Consider the following 16,711-nt stretch of genomic DNA (forward strand, 5'->3'; position numbering starts at 1 on the left):
GGGGTCACCTCCGAATCCCTGCGGCAGAAGCGCACTCCATCGTCCCGCCCCAAGCCCCTGGGTGACGTCAAAGCAAACCCATATCGCGAAACCCGTCAGGCGGTGACTCACACAGTCACCTCGAAACGACTCCCGCACTGAGATACAAAGTCAACTCCGCCATGGGGCGGTTCGACATGGTACGGACCCGATCAAGCATTTGGCCGTAGCCATCACGGAAGCGCGGTCACCACGAATGGGACAACCCATGGCTCGCTCGACGCCATGATCTGTTCGAGGTGGCGCTGGCGGACCCGGCCATCAATGTGCCGGGCATACAGGCAATGCAAGATCGCCTGCTGAGTTCTGGTCAGTGACCGTTGCCAGTCGGGCTCCGGCTCCTCGTTGAAGATCCGCGAGGGGATGGCAACGGTCTCTCCCTGCACCTCAACCTCGAAGGGCTGCACCGGCGTGAGCCTGGCGTCCGGCATGACCGCCAGGACGCTCTGCACGTCACCGGCAAGAGTAGGGGGCGAGCCCCTCGCTCCTCCTCCACCGTGTGCCGGGTCATCCAACGGCTGGGGCCGCTGCTCGCGATCGAGCCCGCCTCCCGCCCGGCCGATGCCCCAGAACGCATGTGGATCGTGGACGGCACGCTGATCCCGCTCCGCGACCGGACGGTGGCCGCATCCAGCCGCAATTACCGGTTCTCGGCGAACGTGCAGGTCATCGTGGACGCGGACACGCGGCCGGTGATCGCGGCAGCGCGTCCGGTGCCAGGCACCACGGCGGACGCTCACGCCTGGCGCGCGTCCGGGCTGAGCCGACACTGTGAGGGCGTGACGGTGCTCGGCGACGGCGCCTACCTCAACTGCGGCATGGCAGTGCCGCACCGAAAACGCCCGGGACGGGGTCTGCTTCCGGGCGAGGAGGACGACAATGCCGCCCACCGCAAGGTCCGCGCCCGCGTGGAACATGTCATCGGCCGCCTGAAGACCTACAAGATCCTCCGCGACTGCCGGCAGCGCGGCGACGGCCTCCACCACGCCGTCCAGGCCGTCGCCCACATGCACAACCTCGCCCGCGCAACATGAACGGACAACCCGCTTCCAGGCCCTGGCCTGCCCGAACACGGCCTTGTACAACACCCTTTAGTTGAAAGGCATGGTCTTCGGTTGGTCAACAGGACCGGCAGGTCCGTTCCGCGGAGAGCCCCGGAGTGCTTACGCGGATGCTGACACGAAAAGTTGAGTGAGTGTGCTGGTCAGGCCGTTGCTGCGATGGGCTCGAAGCGGACGGTGAGGCCGAGGCGGTTGGCTTCCTTGGTCATGCGGCGCATGGCGCGTTCGGGGTCGCGGCGGGTGAAGTAGTCGGCGCCGAGGTCCTGGTAGCGGGTCTTGTGGCGGAGGATGTGCCAGATCGCGACGGCGAGTTTGCGCATCACCGCGACCAGGGCCCGCTGCCGTCCGCGGCGGGCGGCGATGCGCCGGTAGTAGGCGCTGAGGTAGCAGTCTTTGTTCCGGGTCACCGACATCGCGGCGATGCCCAGCAGCCGTTTCAGGTTGCTGTTGCCGTTGCGGGTACGGGCGGACTTGGTGACGCCGGCGGATTCGTTCATACCCGGGCAGACCCCGATCCAGGAGGCGAGATGGCCGGCGGTCGCGAACTGGGCCATGTCCCCACCGGTCTCAGCGATGATGATCTCAGCCGCCGCGGGGCCGATGCCGGGGATGGTGTCCAGGTTCTCGACGTCCTTGTTGTGCTCCAGACGGGTCAGCAGCGCGGTGATCCGCTGGTCCAGCTGGCCGGCCGTGGCAGCGAGGTGGTCGATCTCGTCGAGGTAATGCCGGCACATGAACGCGTGGTGCTCGGTGAACGTGCCGTCCAGTGCCTCAACCAGGGCCGGGATCTTACTGCGGGCCCGCCGGATGGCCAGGTCGGCCAGCGCCCGGGGGTCACGCTCGCCGTCGATCAGCGCGTTGATGATGGCGCGTCCGCCGGCCCCGGTGATGTCGCTGAGCACCGAGGACAGCTTCATCCCGGTGTCCTCGAGTTCCTTCTCCAGCCGCTGGGCCTCCTGCCCGCGTGCCGTGATCAGCTGCGTGCGGCGGCGGGTCAGATCCCGCAGTTCGCGGATCTCCCGCTCGGGCACGAAGGAACCCATCACCATCCCCGAGGCGCCCGCCCGGGCCAGGAACGCGGCGTCGCTGGGGTCGCTCTTGCGCCCCCGGATGCCCTTGAGACGGGCCGGGTTGACCAGCATCAGGTTCAGGTGCGGCTGCAAGGTGTAGTAGGTGTGGCGCCAGTAGTCCGAGGTCGCCTCGAGCACCACCACCTCGCCCCGGCGCTCGAGCAGCCAGGCCAGCAGCCGCCGGATCTCGGCCGGGGTGGTGGCGAACCGCTCGGTCTCCAGCGTCCAGGTCCCGGGCCGCTTCACGCACGGCGTGCGTACGCACGCCAGCAGGAACCGCTTGCCCAGATCCAGCCCCGCCGCCCGCAGATAGAGGACCTCGTCCTTCACATCCTGTCTGGCCATCGCTGTGTCCCTCCCGCACGCGTGCCGATCGAACGGGCGCCCGGAGGGATCCGGGAAGCCGCTGAGTCTGACACACGCGCTGCCGGTCACCGCGGTGGCCGTGGCGCAAACCGAAGTCCGCTGGCGGATCCCCATCGCCATCCTGTTGGGCGAGCTGACCGGCATCACAGAATCTTCGGCTTACCGGGCGCCCGCCCCGATTTTCCCCTCACCGAGGAGGCCAGCGCAGCCGGCCTGGCGAACCTGTTGGCAAATCCGCGGGGCGAAGCAATTGTCGCGTGAGTCCCAGCGACACGCCGGGTTTACGGCGTGTCGCTGGGACTCACGGCCCACTTGCTGGAGGTCTGACGGGATTCGACAACAGCATCTGCTTACGCGCTTCGGGGCTTTGTGTGCGTGCCGGTGTTGTCGCCGCCCTGTTCCGCCGAGGCGTGCGCAGGGCGCCGTGAAGCAGGGCGTGTTGTTCCAAGCCGCAATTCCTTTGTGTCCCACGCTCCCTGCGGCGTCGAGGTCCCCGCGCCGGACATGGATGTCCACGAGGACAATGCGGCTCAGTGCCAGGGACCTTGTTCGTCCCGTCTCCCGAAGCGCCACCGCTCGCTCGGCCTGCGTCAACGCCTGACGTTGTTGCTCCAGGTCGCGCAGGATCAGCGCCGATTCACTGGCGAGGGCCGCAGCGTCAAAGGGACTCAGCCAGGGGTGCGCCGCATCTACCGAAGCGTCAGAACGGCCGGCTCCCAAGCCCGGTCGACCACCCGCACCAGCCCCAGGTCGGTCAGCTTCACCTGCGGGGAGACCGGGAGAGTCATGGTCGAGATGGACATGAACGCGTTCCGGTGCACCCAGCCCCAGCGGTGCAGGGCCTCGCGGATCGCGGCCGCGTCGTGGGCCACCTCGTCGGCGGGACGGTCGGACAGGACCCCGGCCACCGGCAGCGGCAGGTGTACCGGCTCATCGCCCTCCGCGATCACGCAGATCCCCCCGTGTGACGCGATGACACGGTTGGCGGCCTCGCGTAGCGCCGCGGCCGTCGTGGCGGTCACCGTCAGGTTGTGGCTGTCGTGCGCGTACGTGGTGGCGACCGCACCGTCGGACAGCTCGAAACCGACCACGGGAGCCATCGTGCGCCGCCCGCTGCGGTGGTGGCGTTCGAACACCGCCAGTACCGCGGTACGGCCCTCCCACTGCACGACACCGTCCCGCACCGGAAGGACGACCTCGGCGGGCTCGGTGAACGTGTCCACCGGATTGACCCGCAGGGCCCGGAAGACGTGCTCGCCGTCCGGCAGGTCCACCGTCCAGGCACAGCCGTCCGCGTCCAGCGGGTCGAGGTGGACGGAGTCGGCGAAGGGGTTGCCGGACAGGTGTGCGGGGGCGCTCTCCGCGACCCGCTCGCCGCCGCAGACGACCATGACCGGCGTGAAGTCGGTCAGGTCGCGCAGCAGCACCAGATCCGCACGCCGTCCGGGGGCCACCACCCCGCGGTCGTCCAGGCCGAGGCGGCGGGCCGGGTGCAGGGTCAGCGCGCGGAGCGCCGTGAGCGGGTCCATGCCTGCGCCGACGGCAACCCGCGCGATGTGGTCGAGGTGGCCGCGCTCGACGATGGCGTCCGCCGCGAGGTCATCGGTGACCAGGCAGAAGTCCGGCTGCACCGGCAGCGCGGCAAGCCGGCTCACCAACTCCGGGGTGAGGCACTTCTCCTGGAGCATCAGCAGCATGCCGAGCCGGGCCTTCTCGACCGCGACCTCCGGGGAGTTCTTGGTGTGGTCGGAGTCGATGCCCGCCCACAGGTACTCGCCCAGGTCGTCGCCGGAGAGATTGGGGCAGTGCCCGTCCAGCCGTACGCCCTTGGCACGCGCCACGGCGACGATCTCGCGCATCCGGCGGCTGCCGTCGACCACGGCCCGGTAGTCCATCACCTCGCCGAGCGTGGTGACACCCTCCCAGTCCAGCATGTCGGCGATGTCGTCGGCGCCGAGCACCGCACCCGCCGTCTCGAAGCCCTCCAGGGCCGGTACGCACGAGGGCACCGCCCAGTGCATGGACTGCCGGGCGCCGCGCCCCTGTTCGATCATCCAGGCCATGGCCTCGCGCCCGGCGACGTTGACGATCTCGTGCGGGTCGGCGAGGACCGTCGTGGTGCCGCGGGGCAGCGTGATCCGCGCGAACTCGCGCGGTGCGAGCAGCGAGCTCTCGATGTGCATGTGCGCGTCGACGTAACCGGGCGCCACCAAGAGGCCGTCGGCCTCGATGACTTGGCCGGCGTCGATCTGTGTGCCGGGGCGCAGCAGGGCGCGGATCAGGTCGCCGGTGATGGCGACATCGGCAGCGGTCTGTTCCCCGGTGTGTACGGAGACCACGCGGGCTCCGCGGATCAGCAGGTCACAGTGGCTGGGCGCAGGCATCGACGGTTCTCTCGTTCGGTCGTCAGCTTCGGTCGTCGGCTTCGGTGGTGAGCGCCGGTCGTCGGGTTCGCTGCGTCGGGTCGGCGGACGTGTCAGCGTCCGCGGATCGCGGCGGCGGAGGCCCGATGCCGGCCTCAGCGAATGGGCTCGTGGGCATCGGCGCCGTAGTGGCGCAGCAGGCGGGAGACGAGGAAGGCGCGGAAGGCGTCGGTGTCGACGCCGGTGGCCACCTTGGCGTTGTGCGGCTGCCCGGTGCGTCCGTGTACGTCGGCGATCAGCTTGCCGCGGGAGAACTCGCCGCCGCACTCCACCGTCACCCAGGCGTCGGTCCACTCGATCAGGTCGGCGCGTACCGTGGCGGCCACCGCCAGCGCGTCGTGGACCGCGCAGGCGGCGACGCCGTGGCGCTGCTCGTACCGGGTGGCGAGGTGGTCGAGCATCCGGCCCGCCGCACCGGTGGCGGGCGCGCCGTCGGCCAGCAGCTGTTCGATGTCGGCCCGGGTCGTCAGCGCCTTGCGGGTCACGTCGAGCCCGACGATCCGCAGCGGCACCCCGGCCTCGGTCACGAACCGGGCGGCCTCGGGATCGGCGAAGAAGTTGAACTCGGCCGACGGCGTGACATTGCCCGGCGCGAAGGCCGCCCCGCCCATCAGCACGATCTCCTTGATCGACGAAGCGGCCTCCGGGTGGGCGTGCAGCAGCGCGGCGATGTTGGTGAGCGGTGCCGTGGCGATCACGGTGGTGGCCGCGGGCCCTCGGTCCCCCAGCTGGGCGGCCAGCCAGGCGACGGCGTGCGCCGGGTGCGGCGTACGCGCCGACGCGGGGAGGTGTACGCCGCCGAGCCCGCCCTCGCCGTGCACGGGTTCGTCCGGGATGCGGACGGCGCGGGCGATGGGCCCCGCATGCCCGCGCACCACGGGCACCTGCGGGTCCACCCCGATCAGATCGCACAGTCGCAGCGCGTTGTCGACGACCTGCCCGATCCCGACGTTCCCGGCGACGGTGGTGATGCCGGTGACATCGAGCTCGGGCGATGCGAAGGCCAGCAGCAGCGCGACGGCGTCGTCGATACCGGGGTCGCAGTCGATGACGACCGGCTGCGCGACCGGCTGCTCAACAGGTTGCTCGACCAGCCGCGCGACCAGTGGCTCGACCGGTAGCTCGACCGGCTGCGGGTGTGTCACCCGGACACCTCGCGCTGGAAGCGGTCGACCCACTCGTCGTTGTTCTTCACGGCCAGTTCCAGGTCGGGGACGGTGAAGCCGGCCGCCGCGGGGTCGGTCGCCGCGTCGCCCACCACCTTGGTGATGTCCGAGGGAATCTTCGCGTCCTCGTTGACGGGCTTGTCGTGGAAGGTCGCCGCGGCCTTCTCCTGGACCTTCGCCGACAGCAGGTAGTTGATGAACTTCTCCGCGCCCTCCTTGTTGTGCGCGCCCTTCACCAGCTGCGCGGTGTTGGAGACCACGTACCGGCCCTTGTCGAGGGGCGCCCAGGCGATCGGCTTGCCCGCCTTGGCCGGGTCGATGGCGAACAGGTCGAGCGCCGGGGCCATCTCCACCTCGCCGCGGTCGAGCAGGCTGATGAGTTCGGTGCTGCGGCTGAAGTACTTCAGTACGTTCGGGGAGTTGGCGGCGAGCTTCTTGAACGCCGTGTCGGTGTCCTCGGGGCCCGAGCCGTAGGTCGCCGCGGTGGCGTAGAGGAAGGGCACTCCGGCGCTGGTCGAGATGTCGGGGATGGCGATCTTGCCCTTGTGCTCGGCGTTCCAGAGGTCCTTGATGCCGGGCGCCTTGTCGAACTTGTCGGTGCGGTAGAGCATGCCGAGCAGCTGGTACGTGTACGCGGGTGCGTAGCCGTCCTTGTCCTTGGCGAAGTCGTGGATCTTGTCGAGGTTGGGGAGGGCCGACGGGTCGATCTTGTCGAACAGGCCCTGCTCACGGCCCCGTTGGGCGAACAGGTCGGAGAGCATGGCGACGTCGACCGTCGGGTTGCTGCGGTTGATCTTGAGCTTGGTGAGGCGCTCGGCGTTGTCGCCGCTCTCGACCTCGACGTCGATGCCGGTCTCCTTCTCGAACGGCTTGACGATGTTCTTCTCGAACAGGTCGGCGCCGAAGCCGAAGGTGGAGACGGTCAGTTTCTTGGGGTCCTGTTCCCCCGCGGCCGATCCGGCGCAGCCGGCCAGCGGGAGGACCAGCGCGGTGGCGGCGGCAGTGGTGGCGAGTCGTCTCATGAGGTGGGCAGCTCCTGCTTCGTCCGGGGGAGGTCGATGGTGTGCGCGGCGGGGAGATGGAGGCGCACCTGCCGGCCGGTGTGCAGCTCGAAGTCGCTGCTGGTGGCCAGGACGGTGCGGCCCTCGGACACGGCGGTGACGACGCAGTCGGTGCCGCGGAACCGCACGGCGGTGAGCACGGCGTCGACCGTGGTACCGCCGGAGGGTGTGGAGTTGGCGGATTCGGGGGTGAGCACCTCGACGTGCTCCGGCCGGATGGTGACCGTACGGCCGTCCGGCAGTTCGACGAAGTTCTCGTAGCCGAGGAATTCGGCGACGAAGCGGTTGGCGGGGGCGCGGAACACCTCGCGCGGGGCGCCCTGTTGGGCGACCGTGCCCTGATCGAGGATGACCATGTCGTCGGCGAGCTCCAGGGCCTCCTCCTGGTCGTGGGTGACCAGGATCGCGGTGAGCCCGGTCTCCTTCTGGATACGGGCGAGTTCCTGGCGCATCTGGATGCGCAGCCGCGCGTCGAGGTTGGACAGGGGCTCGTCGAGGAGGAGTACCGAGGGGCGTACGGCGACGGCGCGGGCCAGTGCGATGCGCTGCTGTTGGCCGCCGGACAGCTGCTTGGGCTTGCGGCCGGAGAGGTGCGACAGGCCGACCAGCTCCAGCGCCTCGCCCGTGCGGGTGCGCAGTTCGCCGTCCGGGATGCCCCGCATCCTCAGTCCGAAGGCGACGTTCTTCTCCACGGTCATGTGCGGGAAGAGCGCGTACGACTGGAAGACCATGCCGATGTTGCGGCGCTCCGGGGGGAGCCTGGTGGCGTCCTCGCCCTCCAGCAGAATGCGGCCCGCGGTGGGCTCCAGGAACCCGGCGATCATGCGCAGGGTGGTGGTCTTGCCGCAGCCGCTGGGGCCGAGCAACGCGGTGAACTCCCCACGGCGCACGGTCAGATCGAGCTCCCGTACCGCTGGCGTGCCCGCGAACTCCCGGGAGACGGCGTCGAGTTGAACCACCGGCGTCATCGTCGTGCTCCTATCGCTTTTCTGCCGTTTCGTACTGTCGTTGCGTGCTGCCGTTTCGTACTGTCGTTGCGTGCTGCCGTTGCGTGCTGCCGTTGCGTACGGTCGTTGCGTGCTGTGCTCACCGACTGAAGACCTTGTTGAATCCGACGAGGCGCTCCGTCAGCAGGGCCGCGCCGACCGTGGCGGCGAGCAGCAGGGTGCTGACCGCGGCCACCATGGGGTCGTAGGAGAACTGGACGTAATTGAGCATCTCGACGGGCAGTGTGGAGATACCGGGCCCCTTGAGCAGCAGTGACAGCGGGACGTTGTTGAACGAGGTCAGGAAGGACAGGACGGCCGCCGATACGATGCCGGGCGCCATCACCGGCAGCGTGATCGCGAAGAACGTCCGCAGGGGTCCGGCGCCGAGGCCCCTGGCGGCCTCTTCCAGGGCGGGGTCCGACAGGGCGAGCGAGGCGCCCGTGACGCGTACCGCGTAGGGCAGCAGCAGGACGGTGTGGCCGATCAGCAGTGCGCCGAGCGCGGTGATCCGCATGGTCACCATGAGCTGCTGGAAGAGCGCGAAGCCCAGGACCAGTTCGGGGACGATCGCGGGTGAGAGGAAGAGCGTCTCGACCGCCTTGTGGCCGCGGAACGTGTGGCGTTGCACGGCCAGGGCCACCGGGATGCCCAGCACCAGCGCGAACAGGGTGGCCGCCGCGGCCACCAGCAGACTGGTCAACAGGCCCTGCTGGAACGTGGAGTTGGACAGCGCCTGGTCGAACCAGCGCAGCGAGAAGCCGGGCGGCGGGAACTCGACGGTGTCGCCGGACGAGAAGCCGATGGCGACGACCAGCAGGATGGGCCCGAGCAGAAAGGCCATGGCCAGGGCGGACAGGAGGGAGAGAACGGGGCGTCGGCGTATCACGACGTGGCCACCTTCACCGATATCCGGCCCGAGGCCCAGCCGACCACGAGCACCAGTACGGTCATGATCAGTGCGACGGCGCTGGCCCCGCCCCAGTCCAGCTTCACGTTCGCGTAGTCGTAGAGCAGCGTCGCCAGGGTGCGGTTGCGGGAGCCGCCGAGCAGCAGCGGTGTGGTGAAGGCGGTGACAGCTCCGGCGAACACCAGGGTCCCTCCCACCAGTACGCCGGGCAGGGCGAGCGGCAGCACGATCTGCCTAAAGGCCCGGCCGGGGCTCGCGCCGAGGCCGCGGGCGGCGTCTTCGAGGCCGGGGTCGATGTGCGACAGCGAGCTGTACGAGGTGAGGATCATCAGCGGCATGAACAGTTGGGTGAGACCGGCGACCAGGGCGAACTCCGTGTAGAGCAGCTCGGGCGGACGGTCGGTGACTCCGGTCGCCAGGACGGCATCGCTGATGAGGCCGTTGCGGCCGAGGATGACCAGCCAGGAGAAGGTCCGCACCACCGTGCTGAGCAGCAGCGGGAAGACCGCGAGCGCGAGCAGCAGGCCCTGGCGGCTCTTGGGAGCTCGGGCGATGAGATAGGCCGTCGGGAAGCCGAAGACCAGACAGACGAGGGTGACGGTGACGGCCACGCGTACGGTCCGGGCGAGCACGCCCAGTACGTAGCTGTCGGTGAGCATGGTGCCCAACTTGCCGAGCACGTCGGGGTGGTCGGCGGCGGGCGGCGCGAAGAGCGTCACGACGAAGGGGAACGCGAAGCCGAAGGCCAGCAGGGCCAGGCCGGGCGCGAGCAGCAGCCCCAAGGTGGCCTTCCGGGACATACTCACACCCCCTCTCAGAGATTCCTACAACCGGTTGCTGCAACCGGTTGCAACAACCGGTCGACGTGGACGATACTTTCGGCCGGATCGAGGCGTCAACGCGCTCGTGTAAAGATCCCGTTACGCACACACTGGGGGGCGAGATGGTGACGCTGGCTGACGTCGCGCGCGCGGCGGGGGTGTCCAAGGCGACCGCGTCACGCGCGCTGAGCCGGCCCGACATGGTCGCGGCGGACACCCGCGAACGGGTGCTGGTCGCCGCCGGGACCATGGGTTTCGAGTTCAACGCGAGCGCCCGGGCGCTGACCACCGGCCGGACCGGCCTGATCGGCGTTCTGGTCCCGAGCCTCGCCAACCCCTACTTCGCCCCGATCGTGACCGGCGTGCAGCGTGCGCTGTCCCAGCACGGCGACAACATCCTGCTCGCCGTCTCCGAGGGTTCGCAGAGCAGTGAGCACGAGCTGGCGGGGAAGCTCGCCTCACGCGTCGACGGGCTCGTCTTCATAGCGCCGGTGAGCCCGGACTCGGCGATCAGGGGGTTCACTTCGAAGCTGCCGGTCGTCACCGTGGACCGCACCGTGCCCGCGGTGCCCGGCGTCCTGATCGACACCCCCGGCGGCGTCGCGGACATCGTCACGCACCTGGCAGGCCTCGGTCACCGGGCCATCGCCCATGTGGGCGGCCCGGATGGCTCATGGATGGCCGCACAGCGCAACAGCGCGGTCGAGGAGGCCGCCCGCCGAAGCGGTGTCGACCTCACGGTGCTCGGTCCCGTCGCCCCCCGGATCGACGCGGGGCTGGCCGTCGCCGAGCGCATCGCCGCCGAACGGAGCGTCACCGCGGTGGTGGCGTACAGCAGTTACCTGCTGCTCGGCCTGCATCTGGGGCTGCGCGACGCCGGTGTGCGGGTCCCCGAGGACATCAGCCTGGCCGCGTCGGACGACCTGACCTCGATCAGCACGGACCGGCCCGACACCACGGCGCTACGGGTCCCGCTCGAAGAGGCGGGCATCGCGGCGGTCCGCCTGCTCCAGGAGACGAAACCTCCCAAGCGCGCCCGACGGCTGCGCATCGCCACCGAGTTGATCGTCGGCGGCTCCACCGCTCGCGCACCGGTCCGGAGCCCCGGGTAGGAGGACGGGTGCCGTTTCCCGGATGAGCGGTGGAGGGTGGGGCTCCGGTCGGCCGGAGCCCCACCCTCACCTCCGTGTCAGACACCTCTGTGTCAGACACCTCTGTGTCAGAGGGAAACCGCCACCCCGTTGTACGTCGTCTCCGGTGTCGGGGGCGTCGTGAAGCGTGCGTTGACCAGGTACAGGCGGTTGCCGAAGCGGGCCGCAGTGGTGGGCACGTCGAAGCGTGGGTCGGTGATCGTGGTGCGCAGCGTGGCGGTGGTGGCCCCGGCGTCGAGGTCCCACACGCTGATGAGGTTCAGGCGGTTCTGAACGACGTACAGGGTGCGGCCGATGCGGACCAGACCGTCGCCGTTGACGACGCTCGCCTGGCCGACCAGCGTGATCTTCGTGGCGTTGCCGGTCTTGAGGCTCACGTTGTACAGCTCGCCCGGCGTGCTCTTGACGACGATGAGGCCCTGCCCGTCGGGGGTGGCGACTATGCCGTTGGCGTTGTTCACGTCGGGGGTCTGCGTCCAGTCGCCGGTGAGCGGCAGGGCGCGGATCTCACCGGAGCGGCCGCGCGGGACACCGTGGAGCACGGCGTCGCGCGAGTCGGTGAACCAGGCGCGGTCCTTGTGCAGGATGACGTCGTTGATGAAGTGGCCGGTGGCCTCGGTGAGTTGGTGCGTGGCCACCAGCTCACCGGTACGGGAGTCGACAACCCGGGCCACCCCGGTGTTGCCCGCGATGTAGAGCAGGCCGTCGTCGTCCAGCTTCAGGCCGACGGAGACCTGGCCGGTGCCGCCCGCGTAGAGGACCTCGCCCTCGCCGGTGCGCAGGTCCGTGCGGAAGACGGCGCCGTTGGCACGCGAGCCCATGTAGGCGTACGGCTTGCTGCCGATGGTGATGCCCTCGGGGAGGAAGCCGTTCGGCAGCTGGAACTCCGTCGGCCAGGTGGCCTTCGCCCGTGCGGCGCTCGCGGTGCCGGCGCCGGCCGCCGCCAGACCGAAGGTGGCGAGTGCGGTGCCGCCGAGGAAGGTGCGGCGGGAGGGCTGGGGGTGCGGTCGGGGGTGGACAGGGGGTTGGGGGTGAGGGTGGTTCCGGGTCATGGTTTCCGGGCCTCCGTGGCGTGTGGGGACTAAGCCAACTCGGTCAACTCTGCTGATTCCACAAGGAGTTGAGAGATTCGTTGACGGTTGTGTTGACGGTTCCGTTCGCTCGTAACGGACTATCGCGCAACGGCGTTCCCGTGAACCCCCTATGTTTGCTGTCGATCCCCTGTCACTTTCGCCTCGCGGGCACCGCTCGTTCCGCCCGTACCGCGCGGCGGCTCCGCGCCCGGTGTTTTCTGGTTCCAAGGCACGATCGACGACCAGCTCCCTCGTCCGGGGCGGCGGCAGGCGCAGCACCCGCCGGTCCTGGGTGCGGGACGTCCCGTCTTCCTGGGTCACATATCGAAGGTGGACACCTGTCAAAAAAGCAGACAGGTGTCAAAAAGGATCAATGCGCGACGGTCGGGCCGGACGGTCGCGCGGCACGTGACGGCCCCGACCGCGGTTCGTTGGACCGGTCACTGAACCGGGCGGGCGGTTTCCGGCGTACGGCAGAAAGGCTGAGCGGGGTCACGTGTGTGGCCTGGTAGGGCTGTTCCTACTCACCGTCTGTGGACGTCGAGCAGTGAACGTCACCGGCGAGAACCGCATCTACCTCTCCAACAGCAACCCGTCCGCCCCGCCCGCACTGCCCCAGGAACCGACTCCATGCACGTACAGCCGTTCTCCGTGGTCGCCTCGGCACCCTCCGGACCGGACTGCGTCAGCGAAGCCCCCCGGAAGCCCGCGCACCGGCCCCTTCGGCTGCGGGCGGGCCGCGTCCCGGTGCTCGCGGTCCTCGCCGTCCTCCCGCTGTACGGGGTGTGGGCCACGCTTCTCGCGACGGGCGGCGGCGATCTCGCGGCCCAGTACGCCTGGGCGGGATTCTTCGCCCGGAACCCGGACACGGCGTACGGACTGTTCTGGTACGGCGGTACGCACACCGCCAACTACAGCGTGCTGTCACCTCCGTTGATGGCCGTGCTGGGCGTACGGACCGCCTCCGTGCTGGCCGGGGTGGCCGCCACCTGGCTGCTGGGCTCGCTACTGGAGCGGACCGTCACCAGGTCGCCGCGGTGGCCCGCGCTGCTCGGCGCTTTCGGGCTGTGGGCCAACGTCGCCTCGGGGCGCACCACGTTCGCCCTCGGGCTGGCCTTCGGACTCGTCGGCCTCCTGGCCGTGGCCGGGCGTCCGGAGCGGCCGGTGCGGCTGACCGCGGGCGCCCTGGGAGCGCTGCTGGCCACCCTGGCCAGTCCGGTGGCCGGGCTCTTCCTGCTCGTGGCCGGTGCCGGGTATCTGCTCGACCGGCAGTACGCCAAGTGCCTCGCCCTCTCCTTGCCGCCCGTCGCCGTCTGCGCTTCGACGGCACTGCTGTTTCCTTTCCAGGGCGAGCAGCCCATGCCCGCGTTCCGCACGGTGATGCCCCTGCTGCTGTCCGGCGCCGTGGTGTGGGCGGCTCCCCGCGCGTGGCGGGTCGTGCGGGGCGGGGCGGTCCTGTACGCCGTCGGGGTCGTGCTGACCTGTCTCGTGCCCTCACCGATCGGCACCAACGTGGAGCGGCTCGCGGCGCTCTTCGCTCCCGCAGTACTGCTCGCGTGTGTGCGGGGCGCGGCCGGGTCCGGTGACCACCCCCGGCCCTCCGCACGGCAGACCTCCTGGCGGCTGACCTCCGTGCGGCGGACCGTCGCACACTGGGCCGCCGCGCACCGGAACACGGCCCGCTGGACCGGCCCGCTCGCTCTCGCACTCGCCATGTCGGTCGCTTGGCCCGCCATAACGACCGCCATCGACCTGCGGGTCACCGCGTCCGTACCGGCCTGGGCCACGCACACCGACGGGGTGCTCGCCAAGCTCGACCGGCTCAACGCGAATCGCAACCGGGTCGAGGTGGTCCCCGCCCGTGATCACCGCGAAGCCGCACTCTTCGCACCGCACGCGCAGCTGATGCGGGGCTGGAACCGGCAGTTGGACGTCGAGCGGGGGCGGCTGTTCTACGAGGCCGCGCTCGACGCTCCGCGCTACCACGCCTGGCTGCGCCACTGGGCCGTGGGATACGTCGTCGTACCCGACGGAACACCCGACGGTCCCGCCAGGCACGAGGCCGCCCTCGTCGCCTCCGGGCAGGACTGGCTGGTGCCCGTGTGGCACGACGCGTACTGGAGGATCTACCGCGTCAGGGACGCGGAGCCGCTCGTCTCGGCGCCGGCCCGGGTGGTGCGGGCGGGTGAGGCGGCCGTGGTGCTGAGGGTGCCGCGGGCCGGGACGGTGACCGTCCGGGTCCGGTACTCGCCGTGGCTGCGGGCCGCAGGGGCCTGCGTACGGCCGGACGGACCCTGGACGCGGCTGACCGTGCGGCGGGCGGGGTTGTACCGGCTGGACTCCAGCTATGTGAACGGGCCCTCGGACGAGGGCGGTTGTCCACCGGCCGAGGGGAACGCCCGACAGGGGTCACGGTCGCATGTGGCGACACCGAGTTGGGCCCGCCCGCCGCGTCTCCTGGGACGCGGCGGGTAGGCGCGGCGGTGGTCAGGTGCGCCTCGACGGTCAGTCGACGAGCGTGACGTCCTGGCGCTGGCGCGCGTGGAACTGTGGTCCGGCAGCGGAAGCCCGCCGCCGGACCGCAGTTCCATCACCGTGGCCTCGACACGGGCCGCGCCCGGCTTGAACCGTCCCGGCCCCGTCCGGTCGGTGTTCGTCCAGGGGTGCTCGGCGCCGTCGCAGACCGCGGTGGTGCCCCCGACGTACCGGCCCGGTGTGCTCGTGCGCGTGATCATCACCCCATTGGTGGCGAGTCCGCACCATCCGTCCTGGGCGCGTCCGAGTGTTGTCCGCGTGTTGTCACGCTTCCCTCCCCGCTGTTCCGATGAGTTCGCGACGGGCGCATGGTCTATCCATACGGGCGACAACAACGCCGCCCCAACTCATCGCACGTGGAGGTACACCATGTGTTCCCACCAGTCTTCGTGCCCGTCCCCCGACCGCTCCGCGCGCGCCGACCAGGCCGAGGCGCACATCGTCTCCTCGCACCCCGAGCAGGGCTGGTACCTGCTGTGCGACGGCTCGATCGTCTTCGACGACACCGGCGCGCTGCTGCCCGACGGGCGGGTCGTCGCCCCGCATCGGGTGCCGGCCGAGCAGCTGACGATCGCGGCCTGACGCCCCCTCATCCGCTCTGACAGCCGCTCCGACAGCCGCTCCGACAGCTGCTCCGACAGCTGCTCCGAATAGAACAGCAAGGACGAAGCACCGCAGTATCGCGACGCATTGACTGCCGTCATGATGGCGATACGCTCCTGGTGCGACCCCACCACGACAAGGGGGCGGACCGCCATGAAGCCGAGGAATCCCCAGCCCGGAAACCCCCACCCCCAGGACGTCGACACCTTCGCGCGTGACCGTCTCCCGCCGCGCGACCAGTGGCCCGAGCTCCGCTTCGACCTCCCCGAGCCGCGCTGTCCCCAGCGCCTCAACTGCGCCGCCGAGCTCCTCGCCCTCCCGGCCGCGGACCGCCCGGTCTTCCGTACGGCCTCCGGTGACACCTGGATCTACGGCGAACCGCGCACCCGGGTCGACCGCGTAGCGCACGTCCTGACCGCCGCACCCGGTGTGGTGACGTCAACCCGGCACGCACGGAAGGCGATTCCGTACGAACGGAAAGTGATCTCCTGCCCTCGGATGGCGATGCGGCGTGACGGTGACGATCTAGAGTGATCAACGTGTCCGAGCAGCACACTCCCCGGTCCCTCATCGTCACCTTCTACGGCGCGTACGGCCGCTTCGCCCCTGGCCCCGTACCCGTGGCCGAACTGATCCGGCTTCTCGCCGCGGTCGGCGTGGACGCGCCCTCCGTGCGCTCGTCGGTGTCCCGGCTCAAACGCCGCGGGCTGCTCCTGCCGGCGCGCACGGCGTCGGGCGCGGCCGGGTACGTGCTGTCGCCGGACGCGCGGCAGCTCCTCGACGACGGCGACCGGCGGGTCTACGCGGCCTCGTCCCCCGAGGACGACGGCTGGGTGCTCGCCGTGTTCTCGGTGCCGGAATCCGAGCGGCAGAAACGTCACGTACTGCGCTCCCGTCTGTCCGGCCTCGGTTTCGGGACGGCCGCCCCCGGGGTGTGGCTCGCGCCGGCCCGCCTCTACGAAGAGACCCGCCACACGTTGGAACGGCTGCGTCTCGACGCGTACGTGGAGCTGTTCCGCGGCGAGCACCTGGGCTTCGCGGCGACGGCGGACGCGGTCGCCCGCTGGTGGGACCTGGCCGCGATCGCCAAGCAGCACGAGGCGTTTCTCGACACCCACGCGCGCGTGCTGCACGACTGGGAGGCGCGGGCGGACACCCCCGAGGAGGAGGCGTACCGCGACTACCTGCTCGCCCTGGACACCTGGCGCCACCTCCCGTACGCCGACCCCGGACTGCCTCCCGCCCTGCTGCCCGAGGACTGGCCGGGTGCCCGCTCGGCCGCCGTCTTCCGGGCGCTGCACGAGCGGCTGAGGGACGCGGGGGCGGCCTTCGCGGGCGTACCGGAGAACCACCCCAAACCGGAAACCACGTGACGCCAGTCACACTTTGGGCCGCTAAGGCAACGCTCAGGCTGCTCAGTCCCTCTTCTCATGTTTCTTACCTAGC

At 70.1% G+C, this 16,711-nt stretch carries 13 protein-coding genes and 3 pseudogenes; 6 read left to right on the forward strand and 10 right to left on the reverse strand.

Annotated elements, in window-relative coordinates:
- Positions 1 to 212: 212 nt before the first annotated feature.
- Positions 213 to 491 carry a hypothetical protein gene (locus OHA11_RS10590; RefSeq protein WP_266507876.1) on the reverse strand — a complete coding sequence of 93 codons (279 nt, stop codon included), beginning with the start codon at positions 489 to 491 and terminating at the stop codon, positions 213 to 215.
- Positions 492 to 524: 33 nt separating this feature from the next.
- On the opposite strand from OHA11_RS10590, the pseudogene OHA11_RS10595 reads away from it, so the two are divergent.
- Positions 525 to 1,073, forward strand: a pseudogene (locus tag OHA11_RS10595) (transposase family protein); the annotation flags it as partial.
- A 170-nt stretch (positions 1,074 to 1,243) separates the two neighbouring features.
- Here OHA11_RS10595 and OHA11_RS10600 read toward each other — a convergent pair.
- The 7 genes from OHA11_RS10600 to OHA11_RS10630 all read right to left on the reverse strand — a co-directional run bounded on the left by OHA11_RS10600 (position 1,244) and on the right by OHA11_RS10630 (position 9,882).
- Positions 1,244 to 2,515, reverse strand: coding sequence for an IS110 family transposase (locus OHA11_RS10600; protein WP_266494523.1), 1,272 nt, complete (start codon positions 2,513 to 2,515; stop codon positions 1,244 to 1,246).
- A gap of 710 nt (positions 2,516 to 3,225) precedes the next feature.
- Positions 3,226 to 4,920: an adenine deaminase C-terminal domain-containing protein gene (locus OHA11_RS10605; RefSeq protein WP_266494525.1), complete on the reverse strand. Its 1,695-nt coding sequence runs from the start codon at positions 4,918 to 4,920 to the stop codon at positions 3,226 to 3,228.
- A gap of 134 nt (positions 4,921 to 5,054) precedes the next feature.
- Positions 5,055 to 6,104 carry a nucleoside hydrolase gene (locus tag OHA11_RS10610; RefSeq protein ID WP_266494527.1) on the reverse strand — a complete coding sequence of 350 codons (1,050 nt, stop codon included), beginning with the start codon at positions 6,102 to 6,104 and terminating at the stop codon, positions 5,055 to 5,057.
- Positions 6,101 to 7,147 carry an ABC transporter substrate-binding protein gene (locus OHA11_RS10615; protein WP_266494530.1) on the reverse strand — a complete coding sequence of 349 codons (1,047 nt, stop codon included), beginning with the start codon at positions 7,145 to 7,147 and terminating at the stop codon, positions 6,101 to 6,103. Before OHA11_RS10615 ends, OHA11_RS10610 begins: the two co-directional genes overlap by 4 nt.
- Positions 7,144 to 8,154 carry an ABC transporter ATP-binding protein gene (locus OHA11_RS10620; RefSeq protein WP_266494531.1) on the reverse strand — a complete coding sequence of 337 codons (1,011 nt, stop codon included), beginning with the start codon at positions 8,152 to 8,154 and terminating at the stop codon, positions 7,144 to 7,146. Before OHA11_RS10620 ends, OHA11_RS10615 begins: the two co-directional genes overlap by 4 nt.
- 118 nt (positions 8,155 to 8,272) lie before the next feature.
- Complete coding sequence (locus tag OHA11_RS10625; RefSeq protein ID WP_266494533.1) at positions 8,273 to 9,061, reverse strand: ABC transporter permease; 789 nt, start codon at positions 9,059 to 9,061, stop codon at positions 8,273 to 8,275.
- Positions 9,058 to 9,882, reverse strand: a complete 825-nt coding sequence (locus OHA11_RS10630; protein ID WP_266494536.1) for an ABC transporter permease — start codon at positions 9,880 to 9,882, stop codon at positions 9,058 to 9,060. The genes OHA11_RS10625 and OHA11_RS10630 overlap by 4 nt, the downstream gene beginning before the upstream one ends.
- A 143-nt stretch (positions 9,883 to 10,025) precedes the next feature.
- Between OHA11_RS10630 and OHA11_RS10635 the strand changes: the two genes are divergently transcribed.
- Positions 10,026 to 11,015 carry a LacI family DNA-binding transcriptional regulator gene (locus tag OHA11_RS10635; protein WP_266494546.1) on the forward strand — a complete coding sequence of 330 codons (990 nt, stop codon included), beginning with the start codon at positions 10,026 to 10,028 and terminating at the stop codon, positions 11,013 to 11,015.
- A 107-nt stretch (positions 11,016 to 11,122) separates the two neighbouring features.
- On the opposite strand, the gene OHA11_RS10640 is transcribed toward OHA11_RS10635, so the two are convergent.
- On the reverse strand, positions 11,123 to 12,106 hold the full coding sequence (locus tag OHA11_RS10640) for an SMP-30/gluconolactonase/LRE family protein (protein ID WP_266494548.1): 984 nt from the start codon (positions 12,104 to 12,106) through the stop codon (positions 11,123 to 11,125).
- Between the two features lie 651 nt (positions 12,107 to 12,757).
- Between OHA11_RS10640 and OHA11_RS10645 the strand changes: the two genes are divergently transcribed.
- Positions 12,758 to 14,602: a hypothetical protein gene (locus OHA11_RS10645; protein ID WP_266494550.1), complete on the forward strand. Its 1,845-nt coding sequence runs from the start codon at positions 12,758 to 12,760 to the stop codon at positions 14,600 to 14,602.
- A gap of 122 nt (positions 14,603 to 14,724) precedes the next feature.
- Here OHA11_RS10645 and OHA11_RS48320 read toward each other — a convergent pair.
- Positions 14,725 to 14,862 (reverse strand): annotated as a pseudogene (locus OHA11_RS48320) (DUF6299 family protein); the annotation flags it as partial.
- 169 nt (positions 14,863 to 15,031) lie between these two features.
- Between OHA11_RS48320 and OHA11_RS10655 the strand changes: the two are divergent.
- The 3 genes and pseudogenes from OHA11_RS10655 to OHA11_RS10665 all read left to right on the forward strand — a co-directional run bounded on the left by OHA11_RS10655 (position 15,032) and on the right by OHA11_RS10665 (position 16,638).
- Positions 15,032 to 15,244, forward strand: a complete 213-nt coding sequence (locus OHA11_RS10655) for a DUF5999 family protein (protein ID WP_266494553.1) — start codon at positions 15,032 to 15,034, stop codon at positions 15,242 to 15,244.
- 174 nt (positions 15,245 to 15,418) lie between these two features.
- Positions 15,419 to 15,700 (forward strand): annotated as a pseudogene (locus OHA11_RS10660) (2-aminobenzoate-CoA ligase); the annotation flags it as partial.
- Between the two features lie 95 nt (positions 15,701 to 15,795).
- Positions 15,796 to 16,638, forward strand: a complete 843-nt coding sequence (locus OHA11_RS10665; RefSeq protein WP_266494554.1) for a PaaX family transcriptional regulator C-terminal domain-containing protein — start codon at positions 15,796 to 15,798, stop codon at positions 16,636 to 16,638.
- The last annotated feature ends 73 nt before the right edge of the window (positions 16,639 to 16,711 follow it).

The sequence above is a fragment of the Streptomyces sp. NBC_00878 genome (genome assembly GCF_026341515.1).
Taxonomy (GTDB): domain Bacteria; phylum Actinomycetota; class Actinomycetes; order Streptomycetales; family Streptomycetaceae; genus Streptomyces.